Source organism: Candidatus Eremiobacteraceae bacterium, from assembly GCA_035314825.1.
Lineage (GTDB): Bacteria > Vulcanimicrobiota > Vulcanimicrobiia > Eremiobacterales > Eremiobacteraceae > JAFAHD01.
This window is the reverse complement of record DATFYX010000072.1, coordinates 58,074-82,851: the sequence shown is the minus strand read 5'-3', so window position 1 is coordinate 82,851 and position 24,778 is coordinate 58,074. Positions and strand designations below refer to the sequence as shown.

General features: G+C 66.1%; 24 protein-coding genes. 10 read left to right on the top strand and 14 right to left on the bottom strand.

Going from position 1 to position 24,778, the window contains the following annotated elements:
• Positions 1-2: 2 nt before the first annotated feature.
• Positions 3-806, top strand: coding sequence for an S-methyl-5'-thioadenosine phosphorylase (locus tag VKF82_10310; protein HME82459.1), 804 nt, complete (start codon positions 3-5; stop codon positions 804-806).
• Here the strand turns inward: VKF82_10310 and VKF82_10305 are convergent.
• Genes VKF82_10305 through VKF82_10280 form a run of 6 tightly spaced genes read right to left on the bottom strand, consistent with a single transcriptional unit; the run spans position 803 to position 7,893 of the window.
• Positions 803-2,380, bottom strand: coding sequence for a GMC family oxidoreductase (locus VKF82_10305; GenBank protein ID HME82458.1), 1,578 nt, complete (start codon positions 2,378-2,380; stop codon positions 803-805). The two genes, VKF82_10310 and VKF82_10305, sit on opposite strands and share 4 nt — an antisense overlap.
• The gene (locus tag VKF82_10300) at positions 2,377-3,018 is read right to left on the bottom strand and encodes a hypothetical protein (GenBank protein ID HME82457.1); all 642 of its coding nucleotides are present in this window, start codon (positions 3,016-3,018) and stop codon (positions 2,377-2,379) included. The genes VKF82_10305 and VKF82_10300 overlap by 4 nt, the downstream gene beginning before the upstream one ends.
• On the bottom strand, positions 3,015-4,109 hold the full coding sequence (locus tag VKF82_10295; GenBank protein HME82456.1) for an AAA family ATPase: 1,095 nt from the start codon (positions 4,107-4,109) through the stop codon (positions 3,015-3,017). Before VKF82_10295 ends, VKF82_10300 begins: the two co-directional genes overlap by 4 nt.
• 35 nt (positions 4,110-4,144) lie before the next feature.
• Positions 4,145-4,762, bottom strand: coding sequence for a dTMP kinase (gene tmk, locus VKF82_10290; GenBank protein HME82455.1), 618 nt, complete (start codon positions 4,760-4,762; stop codon positions 4,145-4,147).
• An 8-nt stretch (positions 4,763-4,770) separates the two neighbouring features.
• A complete protein-coding gene (locus VKF82_10285; protein HME82454.1) occupies positions 4,771-6,378 on the bottom strand; it encodes a R3H domain-containing nucleic acid-binding protein in 1,608 nt (535 codons plus the stop codon).
• Positions 6,379-6,402: 24 nt separating this feature from the next.
• Positions 6,403-7,893: an aminotransferase class I/II-fold pyridoxal phosphate-dependent enzyme gene (locus VKF82_10280; protein HME82453.1), complete on the bottom strand. Its 1,491-nt coding sequence runs from the start codon at positions 7,891-7,893 to the stop codon at positions 6,403-6,405.
• A gap of 353 nt (positions 7,894-8,246) precedes the next feature.
• On the opposite strand from VKF82_10280, the gene VKF82_10275 reads away from it, so the two are divergent.
• From VKF82_10275 to VKF82_10255, 5 genes are all read left to right on the top strand, one after another.
• The gene (locus VKF82_10275; protein ID HME82452.1) at positions 8,247-8,567 is read left to right on the top strand and encodes a hypothetical protein; all 321 of its coding nucleotides are present in this window, start codon (positions 8,247-8,249) and stop codon (positions 8,565-8,567) included.
• A gap of 70 nt (positions 8,568-8,637) precedes the next feature.
• Positions 8,638-8,808 (top strand): hypothetical protein, encoded by a 171-nt coding sequence (locus VKF82_10270; protein ID HME82451.1) that lies wholly within the window; start codon positions 8,638-8,640, stop codon positions 8,806-8,808.
• 21 nt (positions 8,809-8,829) lie between these two features.
• Complete coding sequence (locus tag VKF82_10265; GenBank protein HME82450.1) at positions 8,830-9,810, top strand: NAD(P)H-quinone oxidoreductase; 981 nt, start codon at positions 8,830-8,832, stop codon at positions 9,808-9,810.
• Between the two features lie 76 nt (positions 9,811-9,886).
• Complete coding sequence (locus tag VKF82_10260; GenBank protein ID HME82449.1) at positions 9,887-11,464, top strand: HAMP domain-containing sensor histidine kinase; 1,578 nt, start codon at positions 9,887-9,889, stop codon at positions 11,462-11,464.
• A 39-nt stretch (positions 11,465-11,503) separates the two neighbouring features.
• Positions 11,504-11,827: a hypothetical protein gene (locus tag VKF82_10255; protein HME82448.1), complete on the top strand. Its 324-nt coding sequence runs from the start codon at positions 11,504-11,506 to the stop codon at positions 11,825-11,827.
• Here the strand turns inward: VKF82_10255 and VKF82_10250 are convergent.
• The 6 genes from VKF82_10250 to VKF82_10225 all read right to left on the bottom strand — a co-directional run bounded on the left by VKF82_10250 (position 11,824) and on the right by VKF82_10225 (position 16,657).
• On the bottom strand, positions 11,824-12,507 hold the full coding sequence (locus VKF82_10250) for a response regulator transcription factor (GenBank protein ID HME82447.1): 684 nt from the start codon (positions 12,505-12,507) through the stop codon (positions 11,824-11,826). The genes VKF82_10255 and VKF82_10250 overlap by 4 nt on opposite strands.
• Positions 12,508-12,551: 44 nt before the next feature.
• Positions 12,552-13,292 (bottom strand): MOSC N-terminal beta barrel domain-containing protein, encoded by a 741-nt coding sequence (locus VKF82_10245; GenBank protein ID HME82446.1) that lies wholly within the window; start codon positions 13,290-13,292, stop codon positions 12,552-12,554.
• The gene (locus tag VKF82_10240; GenBank protein ID HME82445.1) at positions 13,235-13,765 is read right to left on the bottom strand and encodes an HNH endonuclease; all 531 of its coding nucleotides are present in this window, start codon (positions 13,763-13,765) and stop codon (positions 13,235-13,237) included. The genes VKF82_10245 and VKF82_10240 overlap by 58 nt, the downstream gene beginning before the upstream one ends.
• Before the next feature lie 74 nt (positions 13,766-13,839).
• On the bottom strand, positions 13,840-14,433 hold the full coding sequence (gene pdxT, locus VKF82_10235; protein ID HME82444.1) for a pyridoxal 5'-phosphate synthase glutaminase subunit PdxT: 594 nt from the start codon (positions 14,431-14,433) through the stop codon (positions 13,840-13,842).
• A complete protein-coding gene (gene pdxS, locus VKF82_10230; protein HME82443.1) occupies positions 14,430-15,350 on the bottom strand; it encodes a pyridoxal 5'-phosphate synthase lyase subunit PdxS in 921 nt (306 codons plus the stop codon). Before pdxS ends, pdxT begins: the two co-directional genes overlap by 4 nt.
• A gap of 176 nt (positions 15,351-15,526) precedes the next feature.
• Positions 15,527-16,657: a type IV pilus twitching motility protein PilT gene (locus VKF82_10225; protein HME82442.1), complete on the bottom strand. Its 1,131-nt coding sequence runs from the start codon at positions 16,655-16,657 to the stop codon at positions 15,527-15,529.
• A 164-nt stretch (positions 16,658-16,821) separates the two neighbouring features.
• On the opposite strand from VKF82_10225, the gene ispE reads away from it, so the two are divergent.
• The 4 genes from ispE (at position 16,822) to VKF82_10205 (ending at position 20,517) form a co-directional block, all read left to right on the top strand.
• Positions 16,822-17,700: a 4-(cytidine 5'-diphospho)-2-C-methyl-D-erythritol kinase gene (gene ispE / locus VKF82_10220; protein HME82441.1), complete on the top strand. Its 879-nt coding sequence runs from the start codon at positions 16,822-16,824 to the stop codon at positions 17,698-17,700.
• Complete coding sequence (locus VKF82_10215) at positions 17,693-18,505, top strand: nucleotidyltransferase family protein (protein ID HME82440.1); 813 nt, start codon at positions 17,693-17,695, stop codon at positions 18,503-18,505. Before ispE ends, VKF82_10215 begins: the two co-directional genes overlap by 8 nt.
• A gap of 61 nt (positions 18,506-18,566) precedes the next feature.
• Complete coding sequence (locus VKF82_10210; GenBank protein HME82439.1) at positions 18,567-18,860, top strand: hypothetical protein; 294 nt, start codon at positions 18,567-18,569, stop codon at positions 18,858-18,860.
• Positions 18,861-18,915: 55 nt separating this feature from the next.
• A complete protein-coding gene (locus tag VKF82_10205; GenBank protein HME82438.1) occupies positions 18,916-20,517 on the top strand; it encodes a hypothetical protein in 1,602 nt (533 codons plus the stop codon).
• 14 nt (positions 20,518-20,531) lie between these two features.
• Here the strand turns inward: VKF82_10205 and VKF82_10200 are convergent, their stop codons facing one another.
• Positions 20,532-21,080, bottom strand: coding sequence for a gamma carbonic anhydrase family protein (locus tag VKF82_10200; protein ID HME82437.1), 549 nt, complete (start codon positions 21,078-21,080; stop codon positions 20,532-20,534).
• Positions 21,081-21,082: 2 nt separating this feature from the next.
• Positions 21,083-24,463 (bottom strand): Rne/Rng family ribonuclease, encoded by a 3,381-nt coding sequence (locus VKF82_10195; protein ID HME82436.1) that lies wholly within the window; start codon positions 24,461-24,463, stop codon positions 21,083-21,085.
• Between the last annotated feature and the right edge of the window lie 315 nt (positions 24,464-24,778).

The window sequence follows — 24,778 nt, the reverse complement described above, 5'->3', positions numbered from 1 at the left end:
CGATGGCGCATTCGGCCGAGATCGGCGTCTTCGGAGGCTCAGGGTTCTACTCGCTGATCGACGGCATGCACGAGATCAAGATCGAGACGCCCTACGGCGCGCCGTCGGACGTCGTCGCGGTCGGCGAGATAGGCGGCCGGCATGTCGCATTCCTGCCGCGCCACGGCAAGACGCATTCCCTGCCGCCGCACATGATCAACTACCGCGCCAACCTGTGGGCGATGAAAGAGCTGGGCGTGCAGCGCATCATCGGGCCCACCGCGGCGGGCTCGCTGCAAGGTTGGGTGAAGCCCGGCGATTTCGTCGTCTCCGACCAGCTGGTGGACCGCACGAACGCGCGCAAGGACACGTTCTATGACGGACCGGTGACCACGCACGTCTCGTTCGCTCATCCGTACTGCCCGCAGGTGCGCGATCTCGCGATCGACGTCATCGGCAAGCTCGAGATCCCGGTGCACGAGCGCGGCACCGTGGTGTGCATCCAGGGACCGCGCTTCTCGACGGTGGCCGAGAGCCGCTGGTACGCGTCGGCCGGCTGGGAGGTCATCAACATGACCCAGTACCCGGAGGCCTATCTCGCGCGCGAACTGGAGATGTGCTACGCGAACATCTCGCTCATCACCGATTACGACGTCGGGCTTGAGGGCGAGGAGGGCATCGAGCCGGTGACCCACGAGGGCGTGATCAAAGTGTTCACCGAGAACAACGAACGCGTCAAGCTGGTGATCCACGAAATGGTGGCGCGCATGCCCAAGGAACGCACCTGCACGTGCGGCTCGGCGCTCCAAGGAGCGCGGCTGGGCTAGAGGCCGTATCGCCCCAGCTCCCCGACGATCCGTCTGCCCTGATAGCGCGCCAGCGTCATCACCGAGATCATCGGGTTGGCGCCGCACGACGTCGGGAACACCGACGCGTCGCACACGATGAGATTTCTGGATCCGTAGAGCTCACCGCGCGAGTTGACGACGCAGCGTTTGGGGTCCTCACCCATCTTCGCGGTGGCCTGGCAGTGCGCCGACGTCAGGAACGTCTGACACGGCAAGAACTGCAGTTGATCGCACGCTCGCGCTTGCGCGGAGTTCGTGAAACGCGCGCTTGGGAGACCGGGAAGCTGTTCTTCTGACGTCAGCACCGCCTCTTTCGCGCCGGCGGCGAGCATGATCTCCACCCCCGTGCGCGCGGCGAAGCGCAGCCGGTTCTTGTCATCTTCGCTGAGGCGATAGCGGATCGCCGTCGCACCAACCGCATCGTCCCACGTGACGCGGTTATGCGCATCGGACGCATCGATCAGCATCGCGCCGAAGCCGGCGAGATTCGAGTAGCGCGACATCAAAGAGAAATGATCGCCGGCGATGCCGGGCAGCGCGACTGAAGCGCTGACCGGGTGATCGAACAGGCACTCGTAATACAAGCCGTGGCTTTGATAGAAGTGATCGCTGTAGATGGTGCCCGTGATGCCGCGATAGTTCACGAGCGCATGGTCGAACGCGCCCGCGACCGGCAAGCTCGGGTGCAGCACGAGGCCGGATCCGATGAGCTGGTTCGGGTCGGGCACGCGCGAGCGTTGCAAGAGCGCCGGCGTCTCGATCGCGCCCGCGCTCAGGATCACGACCTTCGCGCCGATGGCGAGCGGTCCGGGCTCGACCGAATTGCGCTCCGAGCCGGCCGATGTCGGCCGCACCGTCGCCGTCGCGCCGGTGGGAACCCGGTCGTTGCCGCGTTGCGCGAACTGGATCGACTCGACGTCGCAATGATGGATGAGCTGCACGTTGCGGCGCAGCGCGTCGCGCACATAGGTCGCCATCGTGCTCATCTTGCGATCGTACGCGCAGCCTTGGCCGCAGTAGCCGCAGCCGATGCAGTCCACCATGTTGAGCTCGAAACGCTTGGTGGGGATGCCAAGCGCCTTGCACCCGGCGGCGAACACGCGATTGTTGTCGTTGACCTCGGCGTCCGCGGCCTGGTGCACGTTGATGCGCCGGCGCACCTCTGCAAGGCACGTCGCCATGTTGAGCCCGCTGATGCCTAAGTCGTTGGCGGTGCGGTCGAACGAGAACGGGCCTGCTCCGTAATCGTGGCGCCAGCGGCCCCACACGTCTTGACGCGGATCGAAGCACAGCGCGAAGTTGACCGTCGTGCCGCCCCCGACGCATTCACCGCCTTGCACCGGCATCGATCCGTCCTGCGTCGCGCGCGCGCCGCGCTGCGCGTAGAGCACGCTCATGTCGAGCTCGCGCTGATCGAAGAACTCGTGGGTGTAGTAGCCGCCCTTCTCCAGCAGCACGATCTTCTTGTTGGTGAACTCCGAGAGCGTCGCGGCCATGACGCCGCCTGCCGCGCCGGCGCCCACGATCAGGATGTCGGCATCGAGGCCGTTCACGGCGTCCGCGCGTGGAGCAGCGGGCCGGCGTAGCCGATGGCCGGCCACGCCGCATCCATCGAGTATGCCGCGGCCATGACCAGCGTCTTCACGGAGCGATAGAAGCGCCGGCGCAGGCCGAGCGAGCTGTGGGCCCACAGCATCATATACGCCCGCCCGTCGGCGAGCGGGAGCTGTCGGAACGACGTGGCCCCAGCCGGCCAATGCGCGCTTTGCGCCTGATAGGCATGCGCGTCTGCCGCGACGCGCGCGTTGCCAGGCGAGGCGACGCCTTTCTCATTCTGCTCGGGCGGATACATCGCCACCTCGGCCGCGACGAGCGAGTCCGGCGGCGCGGCGAACGCCGAGAGATCATCGAAGAGCGCGAGATTGCGCTGCAGCGCGGCGTCGTTGTCGAGCGCGGTGAGCTTAGCGGCCCCGGCGGTGACCTGGGCGGGCGTGAGCGGGAAATGCGGATCGTCAAATGGCAGCAGTGCTACGACGATCGCGCTGAAGACGGCGCTGGCGGGCTGGCCCGCTGGGCCGGCCGGCGCTGCTACCGCGATAGGATCGCCGGCGAGCAGCCCGCCCGCGCGCAGCCAGCGCAGCGACGACGCGACCGTCAGCGATGCGGCGAGAAATGCGCGCCGGTCCATCACAGGCTGCGCAATTGGATCTGGAGCCAGCCGAACGTGGTGGCCGGAGCGACGTTGGTTCCCGCGACCCTGTCGGCCTCCTTGATCGCATCGATGGCATCGGCCGCCTTGCGCGCGGCGTCGGCGCCGAGCGCGCTTACCGTTTTCTGGTACTCGCCGGCCGCAGACGCATCGAAGAGCGCTTTCTTGTTGCCAAGCGCGCTCACCATGACGTCTCGCGCCGTCACTCGAGCCTGGCGCAGCACCTCGCCCAGCTGGCGCCGTGCTTCTTCGCGGTCGTCTTTGTCGAACTCGGGCATAGGCGGCAGCCGGTCCGGCGTGCGCAGACAGGCGAGCAGCCATTCGCGCGCGGCGGCGCGCAGCGCAGCGGCATCTTCGTCGAGCTCGTCGATCGCGTCGCCGAGGCTGCCTTGTGCGCGGCGTGCGATCTCCGCGGCGCGCGCGCGTGGCACATCGTACTCGGCCACGAGCTGCCGCTCGATCTCCTTCTCGCCGATGGGATCGAAGCGCACCAGTGCGCAGCGCGACCGGATGGTGTCGATGATGCTCTCGAGATGCTCGGTCGTGATGAGGAAGAGCTTGCCGGGATTCGGCTCCTCCAGCTCCTTGAGCAGCGCGTTATACGTCGCATCGTTGGTGACGTTGTCGAAGTCGGGCAGGATGGCGACGAGCTTGTTGCCCTCGTAGCTCTTGAGGTTCATGAGCTGGATGATGCGCCGGCTCGTCTCGATCCCGATGTCGCTGGTCTTGCGCTCTTGCTTGCCGGCGAACGCGTCGGCCGCGCGCACGAAGTCCTCGTCGACCACGATCGTGTCGCCCGAACTGCCCGCCAAGCCGCGCCTGCAGGCGCTGCACTCCCCGCAATAGCCGGCTGGAAACGACTCGGGGTTCTCGCACTGCAGCGTCAGCGCCAACGCGTGAGCGAACGTCTTCTTGCCGACGCCGCGCGGACCGTAGAAGATGTAGGCATGCGCAAGACCGTCGCGTCCGACGCGCCGGAAGTACTCGACGACCTGCTCTTGATCGACGAAGCGCTTGGGTGCGGGCGGCCTAGGCGGCGGCTCGACGACCGTCTCGGGCTTTCTCTTGGGCACAGCGCCTCGGGGTTCGGCGATTCGCGCGGACGCGCCTACGCGCCCGTGCGGCGCGTCAAGACGACTTCGCGGATCTGCGCCGCCAGTTCGTCTTCGGGTCGCGTTCCGTCGAGCATGATCACGCGGCCGGGGTCTGCCGCGGCCACGCGGCGATAGCCCTCCGCGACGCGTTCGTGGAAATCGAGTTTCTCGCGCTCCATGCGATCGGCCGTCCGCCGCCGCCCGCGCAGGCGTTCGCGCGAGACCTCCACCGGTATGTCCAGCAAAAAGGTCAGATCCGGCGCGAGGTTGCGCGCCGCGAACATCGTGATCTGCATGAGCGTCTCGACCGGCAGCTTGCGCCCGTATCCCTGGTAGGCGAGCGTCGCATCCCAGAAGCGGTCGCACACGACGATGCGGCCCTCATCGAGCGCCGGCTCGATCACCTTGTCGACCAGCTCGGCGCGCGAGGCTGAGAGCAGCAGCGCTTCCGCTTCGCGCGACATCTGGCCGAGCGGATCGATGAGCAGTTCGCGCAAACGTTCTCCGAGCGGGGTGCCGCCCGGCTCGCGCGTGAAGATGAACGGGATCGTCGTCTGCGCCAGATAATCGTGCAACAGGCGGACCTGCGTCGTCTTGCCCGCTCCTTCGATGCCCTCGAAGGTGACGAACAGCCCTCGGGCTATTGAAGCGCCTCCTTGAAGACGCGGACGCGGCGGTTTGGTTCGGCGCCGGTCGAGCGGGACTGCAGGTCGTACTTCTCGGCCAGCTGGTGCTGCAGGCGCCGGATATAAGACGATTGCGGCGAGAGCTCGACCGGCTTGCTGTGCAGCATCACCTGATACACGGCCTCCTCGGCCTCGCGCAGCGCGAGCTCTTCATCGTCCATGGTCGGCAGGTCGAACAGATCGCGCATGCACGACTGGATCTGCGAGGTCGTGTTCGTCTTGAGCGCGTAGATCGGCACGTTCTGCGCCGCCATCGCTTTGAGTTTGCCGTGGTCGCGCCGCTCGAGCGCTTTGAGTGTGAGGACGACGTCGGCATCGTCCCAGTGGCGCACGACTTGAGCGGACACGCGCAGATTGGAGACCGCGCGCTCGATCTTCGAACGGCTCACGCCGTAGGGGAAGACCCGCACGGTCTCGCTGGCGCCGTCGTCCTCTTCGGGTTCCACCTCAAAAGGCGCGCTCAAAGAGCGCGCCACTACATTTTTCTTATGATGGCCATTTCCGTTGCCGTCGTACCGCGTCTGCACGGTCTGCGCTTCGGCCTTTTGCACCACTTCCACGCCGCCGCGCTCGTTGCGGACGCGGATCTCCGGTTTGGGTTCGTGGCCGCGCAGCATCGCATCGACGACTTCATCCACCGGGGCGTGGATCGCGAGGCGGTTGCGGTCCTGGATCTCGATGACCACGTCGAACGTGGGCGGCGCTTTGCGTTCCAGCACGGTCTTGCGCGTGCCGCGGCGTTTGGCTTCTTCATCGGAGAGCGTGACCGCGCCGATGCCGCCGATGAGGTCCGACAGCGTCGGGTTGACCATCAGGCTGTCGAGATCGATGCCGTGCGCGGTGCCGATGAGCTGCACGCCGCGCTCGGCGATGGTGCGCGCGGCCAGCGCCTCCGCCTCGGTGCCGATCTCGTCGATCACGATGACCTCGGGCATGTGGTTCTCGACCGCCTCGATCATCACCGCGTGCTGATTGGCGGGCGCGTCCACCTGCATGCGGCGCGCGTGGCCGATGCCGGCGTGGGGCACGTCGCCGTCGCCGGCGATCTCGTTGCTCGTGTCCACGATGACGACGCGCTTGCGCACGTCGCCCGAGGAGAGCACGCGCGCCACCTCGCGCAGCATGGTCGTCTTGCCGACGCCGGGCTTGCCCAGCAGCAGGATCGATCTGCCCGCGCGCACGACGTCAAGGATGATGTCGATCGTGCCGTACACCGCGCGCCCGACGCGGCTGGTCAGGCCGACGATCTTGCCCGAACGGTTGCGCAGGCACGAGATCCTGTGCAGCGTCTGCTCGATGCCCGCCCGGTTGTCTTTGCCGAACGCGCCGATGCGCCCGACCACGTACGCGATATCGTCGGCGACCACCGGAACCTGGGACAGATAGCAGAAGTCGTGCGGAAAGCGCGCCTCCGGCAGCCGCCCGAGGTCGAGGATGACTTCGATGAGATCGTGGATGTTCGAGAGTCGGGTGAGCGCCTGGCGGATGGCCGGCGGGAAGATGTCGAGGAGCGCGTAGAGTTCCCAGTCGCCGCTTTGGGTCGCGGCAAGGTCCTCTTTCAAGTAATCGTCACCTCTGGACTTGTTCTATGGAAGCACGCGGATGGTGCGCAGCGTCTGGTCCACGGGTCCTTGGATGTGGACGCCGGCGCGCAATTCCAGCCGCAGATAGTCGATGGTCTCTTTCGTCAATCGCTCCCCCGGGCACACGATCGGGATGCCGGGCGGATATGGCGTCACCACCTCTGCGCAGACACGCCCTGCGCTGCTACGGAACGGTACTTCGACGTGGTCGCTCAGGAAGGCCTCCCTCGGCGTGACGACGAGTTCGGGAATCGGGGGCAAACGGTACGATTTCTTCTTCAAGCGCTCGTCCAGCACGCCGGTCGGGGAATAGATGTCGATCTGCCGGTCCTCGCGCGCCAATTCGCCGACGGCGAACACGAGCCGATCGATGTGGTCTTGCGTGTTGCCGAGGCTGATCAATGCCACGACGTTGAACAGGTCGGCCAATTCGACCTGGACGTTGTAGCGCTTGCGCAGGATCTGTTCAGCCTCGTAGCCGGTGTAGCCGAGGTCCTTCACGGTGATCACGATGCGCGTCTCATCGTAGCCGGCTACGCCGGGCCGGCCGACCTGGTCCAGACCCATGCAGTAGACGTCGGGGATGGCGTTGAGGCGATTGCGCGCGTCGCGCGCCAGCTCGAGCGTCCGCCCGAGCAGCTTCTCTCCTTGGGTCGCCATCTGCATGCGCGCGACGTCGAGCGAGGCCAGCAGCACCTGGTTGGGGCTCGTGCTCTGGAAGATGCGCAGCGTGCTGTTCAGCCTGCCGATGTCGATGCGCGCGCCACGCGTGTGGATCATCGATGACTGGCTCATGGCGGCCAGCAGCTTATGGGTCGAGTTGACGCAGACATCTGCCCCGATCGACGTCGCCGACGGCGGCAGCTCCGGATGGAAATGCAGGTGCGGTCCCCAAGCTTCGTCCACCAGCAGCAGTTTGTCGCGCCCGTGCACGATGCGCTCGATCTCGGCGAGGTCTGCGGTCGCGCCGTAGTAGGTCGGGCTCGTGATGAAGACCGCCTTCGCCTCAGGATGCTCGGCCAGCGCCCGTTCGACGGTCTGCGGCGTGACGGCATGGTCGAGATGCAGCTCTTGGTCGACTTCCGGCTGCACGTACACCGGCCGCGCGGCGCTCATGATCAGCGCGCTGACCGCGGACTTGTGGCTGTTGCGCGGCAGTACCACGGTATCGCCCGGACGCAGCGCGGTCATCAGCATCGCCTGATTGCCGGCCGTCGAACCGTTGATGAGGAAGTGCGTATGGTCGGCACCCCATGCCTGCGCCGCGAGCTTGTGCGCTTCGCGCAGTGCTCCGGTCGGCGCGTTGAGATCGTCGAGATTGCCGACCTGCGTGAGGTCGATGGCCAGGACGTTGTCGCCTATGAAATCGCGCAGGCGCTTGTGCATGCCCAAACCCTGCTTGTGGCCGGGCGTGTGGAACGGAATGGTGCCGCTTATGACGTAGTCCATGAGGACGTCGAAATACGGCGTACGACGTTGATCGAGTCGGGGCACGGAAAATGCTCCTGTAGTCCCGGCCTCTTGAGGCCGGGCTCGCGAAAGGGTGCGGGAGGAGCCTAGCTTACCAAAATTCCCAGAAGTGCCGGCATGCGGGGAGCAGTCGGTGGCGCTGTTCGAGGCGGGCGGCATGCCGGATCATGACGCGCACGTTTTTCGTGGTTGCCGTACGTCGCCCTCCATCCCGGCACGGAGACACGGGATGTGGTATAATCGGGGCACAGCGACTCTAGGCATTTCCAGATAGCCGCCCCCCGTACTGCCGCAACGGCGTACATCACTGTCGGGTGGCTTATTTCTTGGTGAATACGAATGATATCGACTGTTGTCCATTACTGTAAGGAGCTTCCATGTACGCTCGCATGCTCAAGATGAATCTCAAACCTGCCCACCTCTCCGACTGGAACGTCGCATTCGACAAGCAGATCCTTCCCGCGCTGCGCAAAGAGAAGGGCTTCCAGGATCAATTCACGCTCGTCGGACCGAACGGAGTGGAAATCGTCTCCATCAGCCTGTGGGATAGCAAAGATAGCGCAGAGGCATACAATGCCGCGACCTATCCGGAGCTTCTCAAGGCGTTGTCGAACATGCTCGACGGTAGCCCGCAACTCAAGACCTATGAGGTCGGCAGTTCGACCTTCCACAAGCTCCCCGTCCACGCTACCGTCTAACAAGTTCACATCGTTTCATCCACTGGAGCGGCCGCAATCCCGGCCGCTCCTCATTTTGTAGGAGGTCCCCGTGTCTACGAGTCAGCTCACGCGCGAAGATGAGTCCATCGACCACGGCGACGAGATCGCCGTGGAGCTTGCCGTCAACGGGGACACCACGTCAGGCCTCGCACGGGTCATCGTGCAAGTCCACACCAACGCCGGCCATTTCCGCGGATGGGGTCCGAGGGTTCTGATCTAAGGCGCGCAAAGCTCGGCTCGGATGAAGGCGCTGCGCATCACCCGCCCGGGCGGTCCCGAGGTCCTCGAGATCGCCGACGTGCCGGCTCCCGAACCCAAGCGCGACGAGCTATTGGTCCGCGTGCGTGCCGCCGGCGTCAATCGCGCCGATACCATGCAGCGGCGCGGACATTATCCGCCGCCGCCGGGCTTCCCCGAAGACATTCCGGGGATGGAGTTCGCCGGCGAAGTCGCGGCGGTCGGTCCCGACGTGCGCCACCATCGCATCGGCCAGCGCGTGTTCGGGCTCACCGGCGGGGGTGCGCAGGCCGAATACATCACGATTCCCGACGTGCTTGCGCTTCCCGTCCCCGACAACATCTCCGACGTGGAAGCGGGCGCCGTTGCGGAGGCGTATATCACGGCGCACGACGCGCTCTTCGCGCAAGGATCGCTCGCACCGGGTGAGACCGTTCTCGTGCACGCGGTCGGATCCGGTGTCGGTCTCGCGGCGATGCAGATCGCACGCGCGATCGGCGCCAAAGTGCTCGGCACCTCGCGCAGCGCTGTCAAGCTTGAGCGCGCGGTCGAGCTCGGCCTGGATGTTCCGATCGACGTCTCGACCCAGCTCTTTGACGACGTAGCGATGCGCGTCACGCACGGCCGCGGCGTCGACGTCATCATCGACTTCGTCGGCGCGGACTATTTCGAGCGCAACCTCAATGCGCTGGCGATGAAAGGCCGGCTCGTCTTCGTGTCGACCTTGAGCGGTGCGGACGTGAAGCTCTCGATCCGCACGGTGATGATGAAGCGGTTGCGTCTGGCCGGCGCGACGCTGCGCAACCGCACCCTCGAGGAAAAGGTGGCCGCGACGCGCGCCTTCGCCAACGCCGTCTTGCCGCTCATCGCCAACGGCGCGATCGCGGTGCCGATCGACCGCGTTCTGCCGCTCGCGCAGGCTGCTGAGGCGCACCGCGCCATGGAAGCGAACGAGAACTTCGGCAAGATCGTGCTCACGGTGTGAGGCGCCTTCCCAGGTTGGTCTCAGGTTGGACGCCGATGCGAGAGATGCGCCGCCCGGTGCGCGAAGTCCGGAATCTGTGAACAACCGGATATGGAGCTCTGCGGTAGCGCTCGCGTTCGCGGCCGCGATCATGGCGCTGCTCGTGTATTTCGCGGTGAATCTCGGCTACGGCTTTGCGCTGCGCGAGACGACGATCGACGCGAACCTGCGCTCCCAGCTCGCGGAAGAGATCATCGCGGTGTCGCAAGCCCCGGCCGCCAAACGTGCGACCAAGAAACAGATGGCCGATGAGATCGTCGCCGCGGTCCGCTCGGTGCACGGCTACGATGCCGCGGTCGTCGGCGATGACGGCAAGGTATTGGCGGGCGACGCGGCGCTTGCAGCCGCGAATCCGTTGCCGCCGCCGAGCTCGATGCGCGTCGCTCAACCCGGAGTGCCGGGCGGTCCAGGACCGAGTGGTCCAAGGCCAGGCGGTCCACCGGGCCCCGGGGCTCCGCCAGGATCATTCGGACCGCAGGTGTTCGGCGCCGGTCCGCAAGCGGCTGGTCCGGCGCCGCGACCGGGCGCGCGCAGCGTCATCTTCACGTTCCACCGCCCCGGGTTCGGCCCGAGCGGAGCTGACGCGTGGCACGCACCCGTGTCGCTCGTCCACATCGACGGCGCGAGCGTCATCTTCACGCGCACGACCGACACGGCTGCCGACGTGCTGAGCCGCACGCGCTGGATCGCATTCGGCCTTGCGGCGCTGGCGTTCGCCATCACGCTGCTGCTCGGCCGGCGGCTGCTTCGCGCGACGACGCGTCCATTCGAAGTCGTGCGCGCCGCGCTCACGCGCCTCGGACAAGGCGACTATTCGCGCTTGAGCGCGGCCGACCCGGACGATCCGGTGGTGCATCAGCTCGTCGAAGAGTACAATGCGGCTGCAAGCGAGGTCGCCGGCACCGTCGCCGCGCGCCAAGAGGTGGAGAACAACATCAGGCGCTTCGTCGCGGATGCAGGCCACGAGTTGCGCACGCCGCTGGCGGTGATCACAGGCTACGTCGACCTGCTGCGTCACGCATCGTCGGAAGACAATGTCATGGAGCGGCGCATCTTCGCCGAGATCGACGGCCAGGGCGAACGCATGCGCGCCTTGATCCAAAATCTTCTTTTTCTCTTGCGGCTCGACAGCCAGGAGCCGAGCGACGTCAAGATCATCGATGCAGCCGACGTCGTGCAAGGCGTCATCGATTCGTTCAAGTCCCTCGCCAACGGCGCGACGCTGGGCGCAGAGGTGGAGCCCGGATCGTTCGTCCAGGTGTCGGAGACCGAGCTGCGTCAAGCGATCGGCAACCTCATCGACAACTCGCTCAAGTACGCCCCCGGATCGCACATCGCTGCGCGCGTCCGTTCGGAGGGCGATCAGGTCATCATCACCGTGAGCGATGACGGGCCCGGCATGAGCCCGGACACACGCGCGCGCGCTTTCGAGCGCTTCGCGCGGGGCGACACGAGCGGCTCGATCCCCGGCTCCGGGCTAGGCCTGGCGATCGTCGCGCGCACGACGGAACGCGCGGGCGGCTCGGTCTCGCTGCACACGGAGCCGGGCAAAGGGGCGACGGTCGAGATGCGTTTCCCCGCCTGGAAGCCGCGTACGTCGCAGACACCGGCCTGACGTCACAGCCGCCTCCCAGTTTCCCAGAAGCGGCCCAGCGTGCGCTGGTACGTTCGCTTCATGCAAGCGATGCCCGAACACAACCCGCTCGTCTTCTCCGTCGACGAGTGCCTGGATGCAAAAGCCGGCAACAGGATCCGAAAGGCGCCGGACCGTTTGCGCCGCGCGCTGCGGCGCGAGGCGGTCGTCGATCTGCGCGCGACGCGCAGCGCGACGTCGGAAGGCTGGGGTGCGTTAGTGGCTTCGGTCCGCGCGATGGACTGGGCGGGCAACGCGGTCACGGTGCTCATGCACTCGGGCCTTCGGGTGCTCGCCGAGCTCTCCGGATTGCGCCGTCACGCGCGCGTCGTCGTGTTCGACTAGCGCTCGCCGCGCAGCGAGTACCCCGCGCCCCGCACGGTGTGGATCAGGCTCGCTTGGCCGATTCCGTCGATCTTGGCCCGCAGATATGAGATGTACGTCTCGACGTTGCCGATCTCGCCTTCGAAATCTTCGCCCCACACCAGCCGCAGCAGTTCCTCTTTGCCGAAGACCCGGCGCGGTTCGCGCATCAGCGTGACGAGCAGCCGGTACTCTTTGTTCGTCAGATCGATCCTCATCTCGCCGCGCCGTACTTCGCGCGTCTTCAGGTCGACGACGAGATCGGCCACGCGCAGCATCTCGGGCGCGGCGATGTGGGGGCGGCGCATGCACGCTTCAAGCCTGCCGACCAGCTCGGGGAACGCGAACGGTTTCTGGAGGTAGTCGTCGGCGCCGAGGTTCAGCCCCGTCAGCTTGTCGTCGAGCGCGCCCTTGGCGGTCAGCATGATGATCGGCGCCTGCGTCTGGCGGCGCAGCCCGGGCAGCAGCATGAAGCCGTCGGCGAACGGCAGCATCACGTCGAGCACGATCGCATCGGGCTGCCACTGGTTGACGAGCTCCTCCGCGCCTCGGCCGTCAGGCAGCGTGCGCACGGAGTAGCCATGCCGCTCAAGCCCTAGCTGCAGCATTTCGCGCATCGGACGCTCGTCGTCGATGACGAGCACTTTTGAGCCGTCAGGCATCGCTCTTAATCATATTGGACCGACCTCAAAGCGACCTTAGAGCGTTAGCTGGCGGAGTGCCAGTCATCACCTTCGCGGGCCGTGCCGCCTTGGATCACTTTGCAATACACGCCGAAGATGCCGTCATGGCGCTCGACGACAAAGCGTAGGAACGCAGGGTCGATCTCCAATGTGTCCGGGTCGACGGTCGGGATGGAACAACGCAGATTCGGGGCAGCGGCTTCGAGCGTCACATCGCCGACCGTGAAACGCCGCCCGATCCATTCGAGTTCTGCGTACGGTGCCAGATCCGTTCCGTCCAAGACGATGTTCGGGCGAAAGCGCCGGTAGCTGCGCGGCGCGCCGTATTCTTGGACGAGCGCGCGCGCCGACGCCAGGTTGATGACCAGCACGTCGGAGTCGTCGTGGTTCGCCCCGCTGAAGTCTTCATGCAGCGACACCGGGCGCCCGACGAACTCGCGCACGCGCGCCTCGAAATCGGCCGCATCCGAGCGCGCGCGTCTGCCGTCCGGCGCGACCACGGCGACCGCGCCGTCTTCCATCGCGGCGGAGAAACCGAGCAGTCCAGGCACCTCGCGTGCGGTCAGACGTTTGCCGCGGCGCAATTCGGCCTCATCGACGAGCATGAACCGGCGATCGTCTTGCGGGCCGCCCTCGTTGAACCGAAGACTGCTCACGCGCTCGCCGCGAAACGACTTGACTGGATACCGCCAGAGCTCGGCGACCTTCAGGATTCGACCCGCTCTTCGATCGACACGTCGTACAAGAACAAGAACTTGTACCACTCGCCCGGCACGGTGTGCCGCTTGACCTGGATCCAGGGGATGTACTTCGGCCGGCGCGGCTTGCGCAGAAGGTGCAGATTCGCATCCTGCGGCGTGCGGTTGTTCTTGCGATTATTACAGGTCAGGCACGCGCAGACGAGATTCTCCCACGTCGACGGACCGCCGGCGCTCTTGGGCACGATGTGATCGACGGTCATCGGGCCGTTCGACTTGTTGCCGCAGTACTGGCAGCGGTAGTCGTCGCGCAGCAGGACGTTCTTCTTGGTGAGGGCGACCTGTTGGCGCGGGCGGCGGATGTAGTAGAGCATGCGGATGATCGAGGGCATGCGCATCTGGAAGGTCGCGGCGCGCAGCAGCCGCTCGTTCTGGTGCAGCACCTCGGCCTTGCCCGAAAAGACGAGCTTGACCGCGCGCTGCAGCGAGGTGACGTTTAGCGCTTCGTACGTCGCGTTGAGGACCAGCACGTCGGTCACGACATGTGCTCCCGACAAGCGGCTACCATTGTGGCTACTGTCTTGGGCGCGTGGGGGGAGGTCGCCCTGCTAGGCTAGCGGGCGGCTAGCGCGGGCCTGGAGCGCGCCACCAGATCGGCGAACAGCTGATGGATGCGCGGATCGTCCGTCAGCTCGGGATGGAACGACGTGCCCAACAGGTTGCCCTGGCGGACCATCACGCCTTTTCCGTCGAGCGATGCCATGATCTTCGCATCGCCGCGCGCGGCCTCGATCCAGGGCGCGCGGATGAACACCCCGGGGAAGGGCCTGCCGCCCAAGCCCGAGATCGTCAGCGGGACCTCGGCGCTTTCGACCTGTCGTCCGAACGCGTTGCGCACGACGTCGATGTGCAGCAATCCCAGCGTCGGCTGGTCCGACCCGACGACGTGCTCGGCCATCACGATCATGCCCATGCACGTCCCCCACACGGGCATGCCCTTCTTGACGCGCTCGAGCAGCGGCTTGGCGAGCCCAAAGCGGTTGAGCATGACGCCGACGGTCGTCGACTCGCCCCCCGGGATGATGAGACCGTCTACCTGTGCCAGCTCGAGCGGCGTCTTCACGCGCAGTGCGCTCGCGCCTATGCGCTCGAGCATCGCGAGATGCTCCTCGACATCGCCCTGGAGGCCGAGGACGCCGATCGTCACCAACCGCGCCCGGCCATCAGTTGATCCTTCGGGATCTGGCTGATCTCGAGTCCGGGCATCGCAGCGCCGAGCTCCTTGCTCACTTCGAGCACGACCTTCGGATCATCGAAGTAGTGCGTGGCCTCGACGATCGCCTTGGCGGTCTTGGCGGGGTTCGAGCTCTTGAAGATGCCCGAACCGACGAACACGCCCTCGGATCCGAGCTGCATGCACAGCGCCGCGTCGGCGGGCGTCGCGATGCCGCCGGCCACGAACGTCACGACCGGCAAGCGGCCGTGCTCGGCCACATCGCGCACCAGCTCCACCGGTGCTCCGAGATCCTTGGCGGCGGCGACGAACTCTTCTTCAGACAACGTGGAGAGCCGGCGGATCTCGCTCGTCACTTCGCGCAGATGGCGGATCGCTTCGACGATGTTGCCGGAGCCGGCTTCGCCCTTGGTGCGTATCATCGCCGCACCTTCGGCGATGCGCCGCAGCGCCTCTCCGAGATTGCGCGCGCCGCACACGAACGGCACGGTGAAGGGACGTTTGTCGATGTGATAGTGCTCGTCGGCGGGCGTGAGCACCTCGCTCTCGTCGATGAAGTCGACGCCGAGCGCTTCGAGGACCTGCGCTTCTACGAAGTGCCCGATGCGCGCTTTTGCCATGACCGGGATCGTCACCGCGTCCATGATGCGCTGGATGACCTCGATCGCCGCCATGCGGGCGACGCCGCCCTCTTTGCGGATGTCGGCGGGCACGCGCTCGAGCGCCATGACCGCGACCGCTCCCGCCTCCTGCGCGATGGTCGCCTGCTCGGGCGTCGTGACGTCCATGATGACGCCGCCCTTGAGCATCTGGGCCAGCCCGCGCTTGACCTTCTCAGTGCCCTTGTGTTTGGGCGTCTTGTCTTGCTGTTTGTCCGCTTTTTCCGCCATGATGATTCCTCTTGTTCGATTCGGTCGAATAAATTCGACCGCTACAACTCGGTCGAATAAATTCGACCGCTCCATACGATTCTATAGCGCCGCGCGGGGCGCCGTAACCCCGCTAGATACAACCAGGACGCCAAAAAGGCGGCCGTAGCCGCCTTCTTGATCGTGCGCGGGACGGCTTAGAACGTGGCCGAACCCTGCAAATCGGCACCGCTGGTGATGTGGCCTTCGATCGCCAGACGGAATTCCGTCGGTTTGTCGGCTTTCGAGAACGCCTCTTTTTCGGTGACCAAGCCGCTCTGGTACAGGTCGAGCAGCGATTGCGTGAACGTCTGCATGCCCTCCATGCGCCCGGTCGACATGTAGCCGTACATCTCGCTGAACTTGGCCTCCATGATCAAGCTCTTGATCGTCGGCGTCGCGATGAGCACCTCGACCGCGGGCACGCGACCCGAGCCGTCGATGCGCTGCAGCAAGCGCTGCGAGACGATGCCGCGCAGCGAGGTCGCCAACTGCACCATGAACATCTTTCGGTTGGCTTCCGGCAACGCGTCCATGATACGTTCGAGGGCTTGCGTCGTGTTCTGCGTGTGCAGCGTCGAGAGCACGAGGTGGCCCGTCTCGGCTGCGGTCAGCGCGGTGATGATCGACTCGGGATCGCGCATCTCGCCGATGAGGATGACATCGGGGTCTTGTCGCAGCGCTTGTTTGAGCGCGATCGTGTACGACTCGGTGTCGATGCCGACCTCGCGCTGCGAGATGATCGACAGCTTGTCGACGTGGATGTACTCGATCGGGTCTTCGATCGTGACGATGTGGCGGCGCGAAGTCGAATTGACGTAATCGATCATCGCGGCCAGCGTGGTCGACTTGCCGGTGCCGGTGGCGCCGGTCAGCAAGACGATGCCGTCCTGATACTCGCACAGGTCGCGCAACGATGCCGGCAGGCGCAGCTCTTCGAATGAAGGGATGTCGAGGCGCACGGTACGGTATGCAGCGCTGATCGTGCCGCGCTGGAAATACGCGTTGACGCGAAAACGGCCGTGACCGTGGAGGCCGTATGCGTAGTCGACCTCTTTGGTCTCGAGGAATTCTTGCTGTTGCGCGCGGGTCATCGAGGAGAAGATCAAGTTCTCGCATTCGGGCAGCGAGAGCGGCCGCTCCGACAGCGGCGTCAGCACGCCGTGCACGCGCGCGATCGGCGGCGCTGCGGCCTTGAGATGGAGGTCGGACGCACCCATCGCCAGCATCTGCCGCAGCAGACTGTCGAGGTCGAGGGTGGTCGACGGGCGACCGTTGGAACTATCCACGAGATTGGCACTCCCGGCGATATGGCCACGCCGTCGCGCGGCAAGCGCATGGCCCGGGCCGCCGGCGTGTCTACTTATTATATCGGCATTTCTGGCGTTTGTCCTCGACCGCCGGGGCGGCAGTGGGACAAGGACGGGGTTTTCAGCCGTCCGAAGCCAGCCCTATGACTGCCACCCCGCTTGTGCAGGCCGCCCGGGCCAAGCTCAACTTGCGGCTAGACGTGCTTGGCCTGCAAGCGGGCGGACTGCATGGCGTGCGGTCGCTCGTCGGCGACCTGGTCTTCGGCGACGACGTGGAGATCAGCCAGCGCGGCGGCGCCTTTCGCGTCGACACCGAGGGCGCCGCGATCCCCGAGCGCGAGAACCTCGCGTGGCAGGCAGCGACGCGGCTCGGCATCGATCTCGCGGGCCTGCATGTGACCATCCGCAAGCGCATCCCGATGCAGTCCGGCTTGGGCGGCGGCAGTTCGGATGCAGCCGCCCTGCTGCGCGGCTTGCGCGATATATTCGCCAAACGCGGCGCGCCGATACCCGACGAGCGCATCCGCAACGCCGCGCGTGCCGGGTCCGACGTGGCCGCATGCCTCGTGCGCGGTTTCAAGATCGTCGAGGGCACGGGCGAGATCGTGCGGCGCGTGCCGCTCGCGGCGCCCCCATGGGGGTTGGTCCTGTTGCGTCCGCCTGTCGGGGTGCCGACCGCCGAAGCGTATCGCTTGCTCGACGCGGGTAGGCCGGCCGGCCCGTCGCCCTCGTCCGAAGCCAACCTGCTCGAGCTGTGCAGGGCGATCGAATCACGCGATTTCGCGAGCGCTTGCTCGTTGCTCTACAATGACTTCCAGCCCGTCATCGAGCTGATCTTTCCAAGCGTCGCGGAGGTGCGCCAGCGCCTGCGTGCAGCCGGCGCTGCAGCGACGCTGCTGTGCGGCAGCGGCTCCTGCGTCGCGGGGTTCTTCGAGACGCACGCGGCTGCGGCTGCGGCCCACAGGTCGCTCAAGACCGGAGAGGGCGAGTGGGCGACGGCGACCTGCTTCGCTGATGCCTGATCCGGCCTTCACGGTGGTCGCGCTCGCCGGCGGCACGCTCGAGCGCGATTTCCGCAAGGCCGGCTACGACGTCGCCAACAAAGCGTATCTTCCGATCGCAGGCACGCTCATGCTCGAGCGCGTGCTGCGCGCATTTCGAGACTCGCGCTCGGTCGGGCGGATCCGAGTGGTCACGCAGCCCGACGCGTTCGCCGCCGCGTTCGGCACCGATCGCGGCGCGCTCGCCGATGACGTCATCGCGCCGGGCGCCGGCCTGATCGACAGCATGCTCGCCGGCTTGGCTGGTTTGGACGAGCATGCGATGACCCTCGTGACGGCGACCGATCTGCCGCTGCTGAGCGGCGCGGCGATCGACGCCTTCGTCGCGCAGGCGCGCGCGCTCAGACCCGAGTACGACATCGGCTACGGTTTCGTGAGCCGCCAATCGCACATGGCGAAGTATCCGCAAGTGCGCCACACGTGGGTGCCGCTGCGCGAAGGCGTGTTCTGCGGTGGCGGCGTGAGCGTGTTGCGCGCTGGCGCGGCGGTGCAGGCGGCCGAGCTGCTGCGCACGGTCGCGGCGCTGCGCAAGTCTCCGTTGCGCTTGGCGGGCGTGTTCTCCCCGGGTCTGCTGGTGCGCTTGCCATTCGGCGGCGTGCGCGTCGGTGAGCTCGAGGAACGAGCCGACGCGCTGAGCGGTTTGCGCTGCCGCGGGATACGCTGCGACGAGCCCGACCTCGCCGTCAACGTCGACCGGCTCGACGATCTCATCGCCGCCGAAGAGATCTTAAGGGAGAACAACCGTGCCCAAAGCACCCCGAACTGAGCTCGGAGATGTCTTCGAGGCGCTGAAGCGGATGTTGAAATCGTACGAACGACGGTTCCGCGTGTCGAAGGATGAGCCGGGCCGGTACTATCTCGAGACCAAGACAACGACGTATAAGGGACGGCCCATCTTCGTGGTGGGAGTCGTTATCAACAAGAACTACGTGAGCTACCATTTCATGCCGATATACATCGCTTCGCGCGGTTTACGCATATCGGCCGCGCTCAAGCGGCGCATGCAGGGCAAGGCGTGCTTCAATTTCACACGGGTGGATCATCCATTGTTCCGCGAGCTGGCGCTGCTGACGCGTAAGGGTATCGCGGCCTTCAAGGATTTCGCAGCGCGGAAAGCATGAAGCCGAAACGCTATGCAGCGGCGAAGCGTTCTAATGGAAACAGACTGGAGGACGTATGCGCCGGCATTTGCTCGCATGTGGTCTGATCGCGATCCTATCGTTCGCGTGCCATCGCGCGTCGGCATCGGCGTTGGTGGCAGTTTCGACCACCACCGGCACGACGACTACCACCAATGCGCAACCGGTGCTCGCGCCGGTGCCGACGCTTGCAAACCTGCGAGCGTTCACCGCGCCAAGCGCCTGCGCGCAACATCCCGGGTTGCCGACGTGCGCTGACGCACTGTCTCATGGTCTGGTGCTGTTCGCGTGGACCTGCACCGGCTGCAACCCAGGGTGGTCAGTCGAGTTCGTGATCAATGGCGTCGCAACTCCCAGTTACAACGTAGCAGGCCGAGGCGACATGACCTTGGCGCCGTCGAAGCTGCTGGCATTGAGCGTACGGCAGGGTCAATTCCAGCCATCGGATTGCGTCGCGATCCGGACCTACAACCCGGCGAATCCGGCGCAAAACGCGACGAGCAACACCGCGTGTCTGTCTTCTGCGCTCACCGCGCGCGCCGTTGCGCCGGTGGGGCCGGTCGCTCCAGCCGGTCCGATCGGCCCAACTACCGCCCAATCGGCAAGCACACAGAGCAACCCGGCGATGGGCGGAGCGAACACCGGGCTGAGCCACACGACGATCGTCAATCCCAACTTCGTACCGGCGCCGAGCGGCATGGGCATCACGCACGATACGCCGACGTGTTCCGCGCACGGCGGGTTCGGCGGCGGCTTGGCGTGCACCGCGGGTCTGCAAGCCGGGCTGCTCGCATTGGTCTGGAATTGTCCGAGCTGTAAGGTCGACGGCTACCGGCTCTATCGCGTCGACGGCGGCCGCCACGACTTGCAGCCTTCGAACGGAGCGTACGGGAACGATGCGACCGTCACGCTGGCATTGCTCAGCCCGCCAAGCGACGGATTCAACGGCAAATGCTACGCGGCCACCGCCTACAAAGGCTCGAACGAGTCGGCGCTGAGCAACTGGGCGTGCGCAGGTTCGAGCAGCACGGCGACGACCGTCACGCTCTCACCCACCAACCTCCTGCATTGGATGCGCGAGCGGGACTTGCGGACCGGCACCATCGGCTATACCGACCCGCCGAAGGACTTCTACGACGGCACGGCCGACGTCGGATACGCGGATCACTACGGCGAGAACCCGTTTGGTGACATCTACGAAGACCAGGTGAACCGCACGGGCGTGCTCTTCGATCTCTCTTCTCTTGCCGGCCACCCGATCAGCAAAGCGATCCTCAAGCTTTCGGCGTTGTCATCTTGGCATGACTACGATTGCGCTAGTTGGGATTGCCACTGGCATCTGTCCTCGCAGAGCCCGATGGCCTGCGTCTCCATCGTCGATCTCGCCACGGACCACTGGTGGCAGAACAATGACCTCAGCAGCTCGGTGAGCTACATCTCCCCGGGCGATTTCATGGGACCCGACTTCGGCATCGACGTCACAAGCGCGGTCGCGAAATGGACGGGCAACACCGCACCCCCGCCGAATTTCGGTTTCGTTCTACGAGGCGATGACGAGAACGATCAGTGGCACGGCAACGCGAACCACGTCTGCCTGACGCAGCTGCAATCGATCTCGCTCGTGGTCACGTACTACTAGTCTTCCCTCGGGGATCAGTCTTCGACGAGCTGCTCGTCGACGATTCCGAGTCCCTGCGCACGATACTGCCGCGTCAGGCGGCTGTAGGCATCGGACGCCACCTCGAGCCATCCGGCGGCAGCACCCTCGATCGGCTTCTTCACTTTCGCAGGCGCGCCGGCCGCGAGATGGCCGCTCGGGATCTCCTGATCCTCAAGCACCACTGAACCTGCTGCGATGAGGCTGTGCGCCCCGATCTTCGCCCGGTCCAGCACCACGGCGTTCATGCCGATGAGCGCGTAGCTGCCGACGTGGCACGCTTCGAGGATCGCGCCGTGACCGATCGTGACGTGATCCTCGATCACCGTGTCGAAGCCTTCATAGACGTGGATGACGACGTTGTCTTGCACGGATGTGTGCGCGCCGATGCGGATCGCCGCCTCGTCTCCGCGCAGGACCGCACCGAACCACACGCTCGCCCCGTCGCCGATCTCGACATCACCGATCAGCGCGGCGGTGGGCGCGATGAACGCGCCCTTGCCGATGCGCGGCGTCTTGCCGTTGAACGTGACGATGCACGCCATCGCTATTCCTCGTGATCGTCCAAGCCGAGGTGGTACGGAGGGTTGACCTCGGGTTCCGGTTTGTGCACGTCGTCGAGCCGCCGCTGTTCGGCGCGCTCGCGGGCGCGGCGACGCCGCTCCTCGAGCTCTTGCTCTCCCGAGACGAACAAGCCGCCGTCGCGCGTGCTCTCATCGTCGGCATCGAATCCGCTGCGGGTCCATGCCGGCGGCTCAAGCTCAGGCGCGGTCACGATCTGCGCTTCGAACGGCGCGCCGGTCTGGTCGAAGCCGCGATCGACCACGACGGTCTCTGCGTCGTCGAATGAGGGCGGATAGAGCTGGCGCACTTTGCCTTTCGGCGGCGCGTGCCCCGGGCCGCCGAAAAGCGCCCCGTGCGAAGGTCTGCGTTTGCCGAACGGAGCCGGCTTGACCGCCGGGCTGCCGTCGTCGGGCGGCTGCGCTTCGGGTTCCACGTCCGGCGGCGGATAGAGCTGTTTCATCGTCGGGCCGGTGCGCGGCGCCCGTGCCCCGGCTCGGTCGCCGCGACCTGAACGGTCGCGATCTCCGCCGCGTCCTCCGCGTCCGCCTCGATCGCGATCGCCGCCGCGTCCGCCTCGTTCACGGGGTGCGCGATCGTCTCGCTCGCGCGGTGCACGTTCATCGCGTTCGCGCGGTGCACGTTCATCGCGTTCGCGGTGCGCATGGCCGTCTTGGTGCCGCTCGTGGTCTTCGTCGACGCGACGAGGACGCACGCTGCCCGCGGGCAGGAACTCGATGTCGATCGCGGCCGGACGGGCCGGTGCGACGACCGCTTCGAGTTCGTCGTCTACGTCGATGTCCTCGGCTGGGCGAGGCGCCTTTGGTTCCACGGGTCGCGGCTCGCGCGGCGGTCGCGCCTCGCGCGGCGCGCGTGTTTCATCTCGCTCTCTTTCGCGCGGCGTTTCACGTCCGTGACCGCGCCGCTCATCGGCTTCGCGGCCATGGCGCTCTTCGCGCTCGCGGACTGGGCGCTCCGGCGTTTCGCGACCGAGCTCGACGGGCGCGCCGTAGAGCTGGCGGATGGGCCCCGAGAAACGCCGCGGTCGGCGTTCGTGCTCGGTGTGGGTCGCAGGCTCGCCGTTGCCTTCGTCGACGTCCGCAGCGGCGACGATCTCGCCCTCGGCGTGCGCCGGTGCGAGCTCGCGAGCATCTGCAGGCTTGCGGCCACCGCGGCCGCGACGGCGGCGGCGCCGCGGAGCGTCGCCCTCGGCGTCGTCTGGCGCAGCTTCGCGAACCAGCGGCACGACGGGAGCTACCGGTTTGGTCTTGTCCGGCACGACCACCACCGACGATTCGTCATCATCCTCGTAATCGATGTCCGATTCGCCGCCGACGACCAGCGGCTTGAAGCCGCGGTCTTCTGCGACGCTGCGGCTGCGCCGGCCGCGCGGTTGACCGCGTCCGCCGCGCGACGTCCGGCTATCGGCGGCACGCGACGGCGTGCGTCCAGCGGGCGCACGTCCAGCAGGTGTACGCCCCGAGGTCGAGGCGCTGACCCCGCGCGTGCTGCCGGCAGGCCGGCCACGCATCGTGTAATCTTCTTCCTCGTCTTCATCCAGTCCGAACACGTTGGCGGGCACCGAGATGCGATCGAGACGCGCGGGCTGCGCCGGCGGCAAGGGCTTAGCCGCCGCTTCCGACTCTGCCGCGGCTTTGCCGCGACGGCGCCGGCGGCGCTTGGCCACTTGCAGCGGCTCGGCGAGCTCTGCGCGCACCAAGTCGCCGTCCGTTGCGGTGATGCGAAGCTTGACCGTCTGTCCGACGCCGTTGGCCGCATCCTTGACTTCGACTAGCCAGTTATCGACCACGGCGACGCCTGACGCAGGGTCCGGCATGCGCACCGGCAGCAGATCCGTTTCGACTTCCTTGCCGGCGCCGATCGGGCGCCGCTGGCGCTGCGCCGGTTCGACCAGGACTTGTTCGCGGTGGCGCTGCGGCTGCACGTACAGGCGCAGATCCGAGTCGAGCGACTTGCCGAGCTTCTCGAACTCTTCGCGATACCAGCCCATGAGCTGCGTCGCGACCGATGGATCGGTCACGATATCCCAATTCTTGCCGCTGCCCTGATCGATGCCGTTCTGGCGGATCTGGCGCAGCAGGCCGATGGCGAGCGTCTCGGACGACATCACATCGCCCATGCCGCCGCAGTAGGGGCACTCGGAGCGCAGCTGGCCGGCGAGGTCCTTGCCGACGCGCTTGCGCGTGAACTCGAGCAGTCCGAGGTTGGAGAACATCTGGATGGTGCTGCGCGTGCGGTCGCGCCGCAGCGCTTCCGACAGCGTCGCGATGACCTGCTCGCGGCTGCGCTCGTGCGCCATGTCGATGAAGTCGACGACGATGATGCCGCCGATGTCGCGCAGGCGCACCTGGCGCGCGATCTCGGCCGCGGCCTCGATGTTCGTGCGCACGATAGTGTCTTCGAGATTGCGCCCGCCGGTGAATTTGCCGGTGTTGACGTCGACGACGGTCAGCGCTTCGGTGGATTCGATGACCAGGTGGCCGCCCGACGGCAGGAAGATCTTCGGCTTGAGCAGTTTCTGCAGTTCTTCGTCGATGCCGCGCACCTCGAACAGATTGCCCGGGCCCTGCCAGAGCTTGAGGCGGTTCAGATACTGCGGGCCGAACAGCGACATGGTCGAGCGGATCTCTTCGTACTGCTCTTTGGAGTCGATGATGACGCTCTCGACGTCGCTGGTGAGGAAGTCGCGCACCGCCTTGAACACGAGGTTCAGGTCTTTGTGCAGCAGCGCCGGCGCGCTGGCGCGGCGATACGATTCGAGGATGCTATGCCATAGGCGCACTTGCACGCCGATGTCGGCCAGCAGCTCGGCCTCGCTGACGCCCGCAGCCGCGGTGCGCACGATGGTCGCCATGCCTTCGGGGCGCAGGCGGCGCATGACCAGCTTGAGGCGTTCGCGCTCCTTCTCGTCCTCGATGCGCGAGGAGACGCCCGAATAGCGCCCGGTCGGCATGAGCACGAGATAGCGGCCCGGCAGGGAGATGTTGGTCGAGACGCGCGCGCCCTTGAGGCCGCGCGGCTCTTTGACGATCTGGACGAGGATCTCGTCGCCGACCTTGAGCAGCTCGCCGACGGTATGCCCGCGGCGGCGCTCGGTCATCTCCTCTTCCCCGATGTTGATCGGGTCGCGGCGGATGTCGTCTACGTAGAGAAAGGCGTTGCGGCCGAGGCCGATATTGACGAAGCACGCGCCCATGCCGGGCAGGACGTTCTCGATCCGGCCTTTGTAGATCGAGCCGATGACCTTTTCTTCGCGTTCGAAGTAGATCTCAGCAAGCGCGCCTTCTTCCAGGACGGCGACGCGGTTCTCCCAGTCGTCGGTTGAGATGAGGATCTCGGTTTTCAAAAAAGTCTACCTTTAGAGAAGCAAAGTGAAAAGCGCGTGCCGATCGAAGATCGGACGCGGCGGAATCCGGTGTGGTTGAGTGTGAGCGCGGGCCGTCTGCCCGCGGTCGTCGATCGTGAAATGTATCGCTCCAAAACCGGTCAGTGCGGCGTTGGCCCGCGAGCGGCTGGCTGCGTTTCCTGCAGCCGGCTCAAGCGGTGCGTGTCCGCGGCTGGGCGCTCCACATCGTGGGAGCGGCCGGAGGAGCTTCGTCGCGGTGAGTCGTTGCGTGTGCGAGAGGGCTTCGAAAACTTTTCTCTCTGGCGGCGTCCTCTA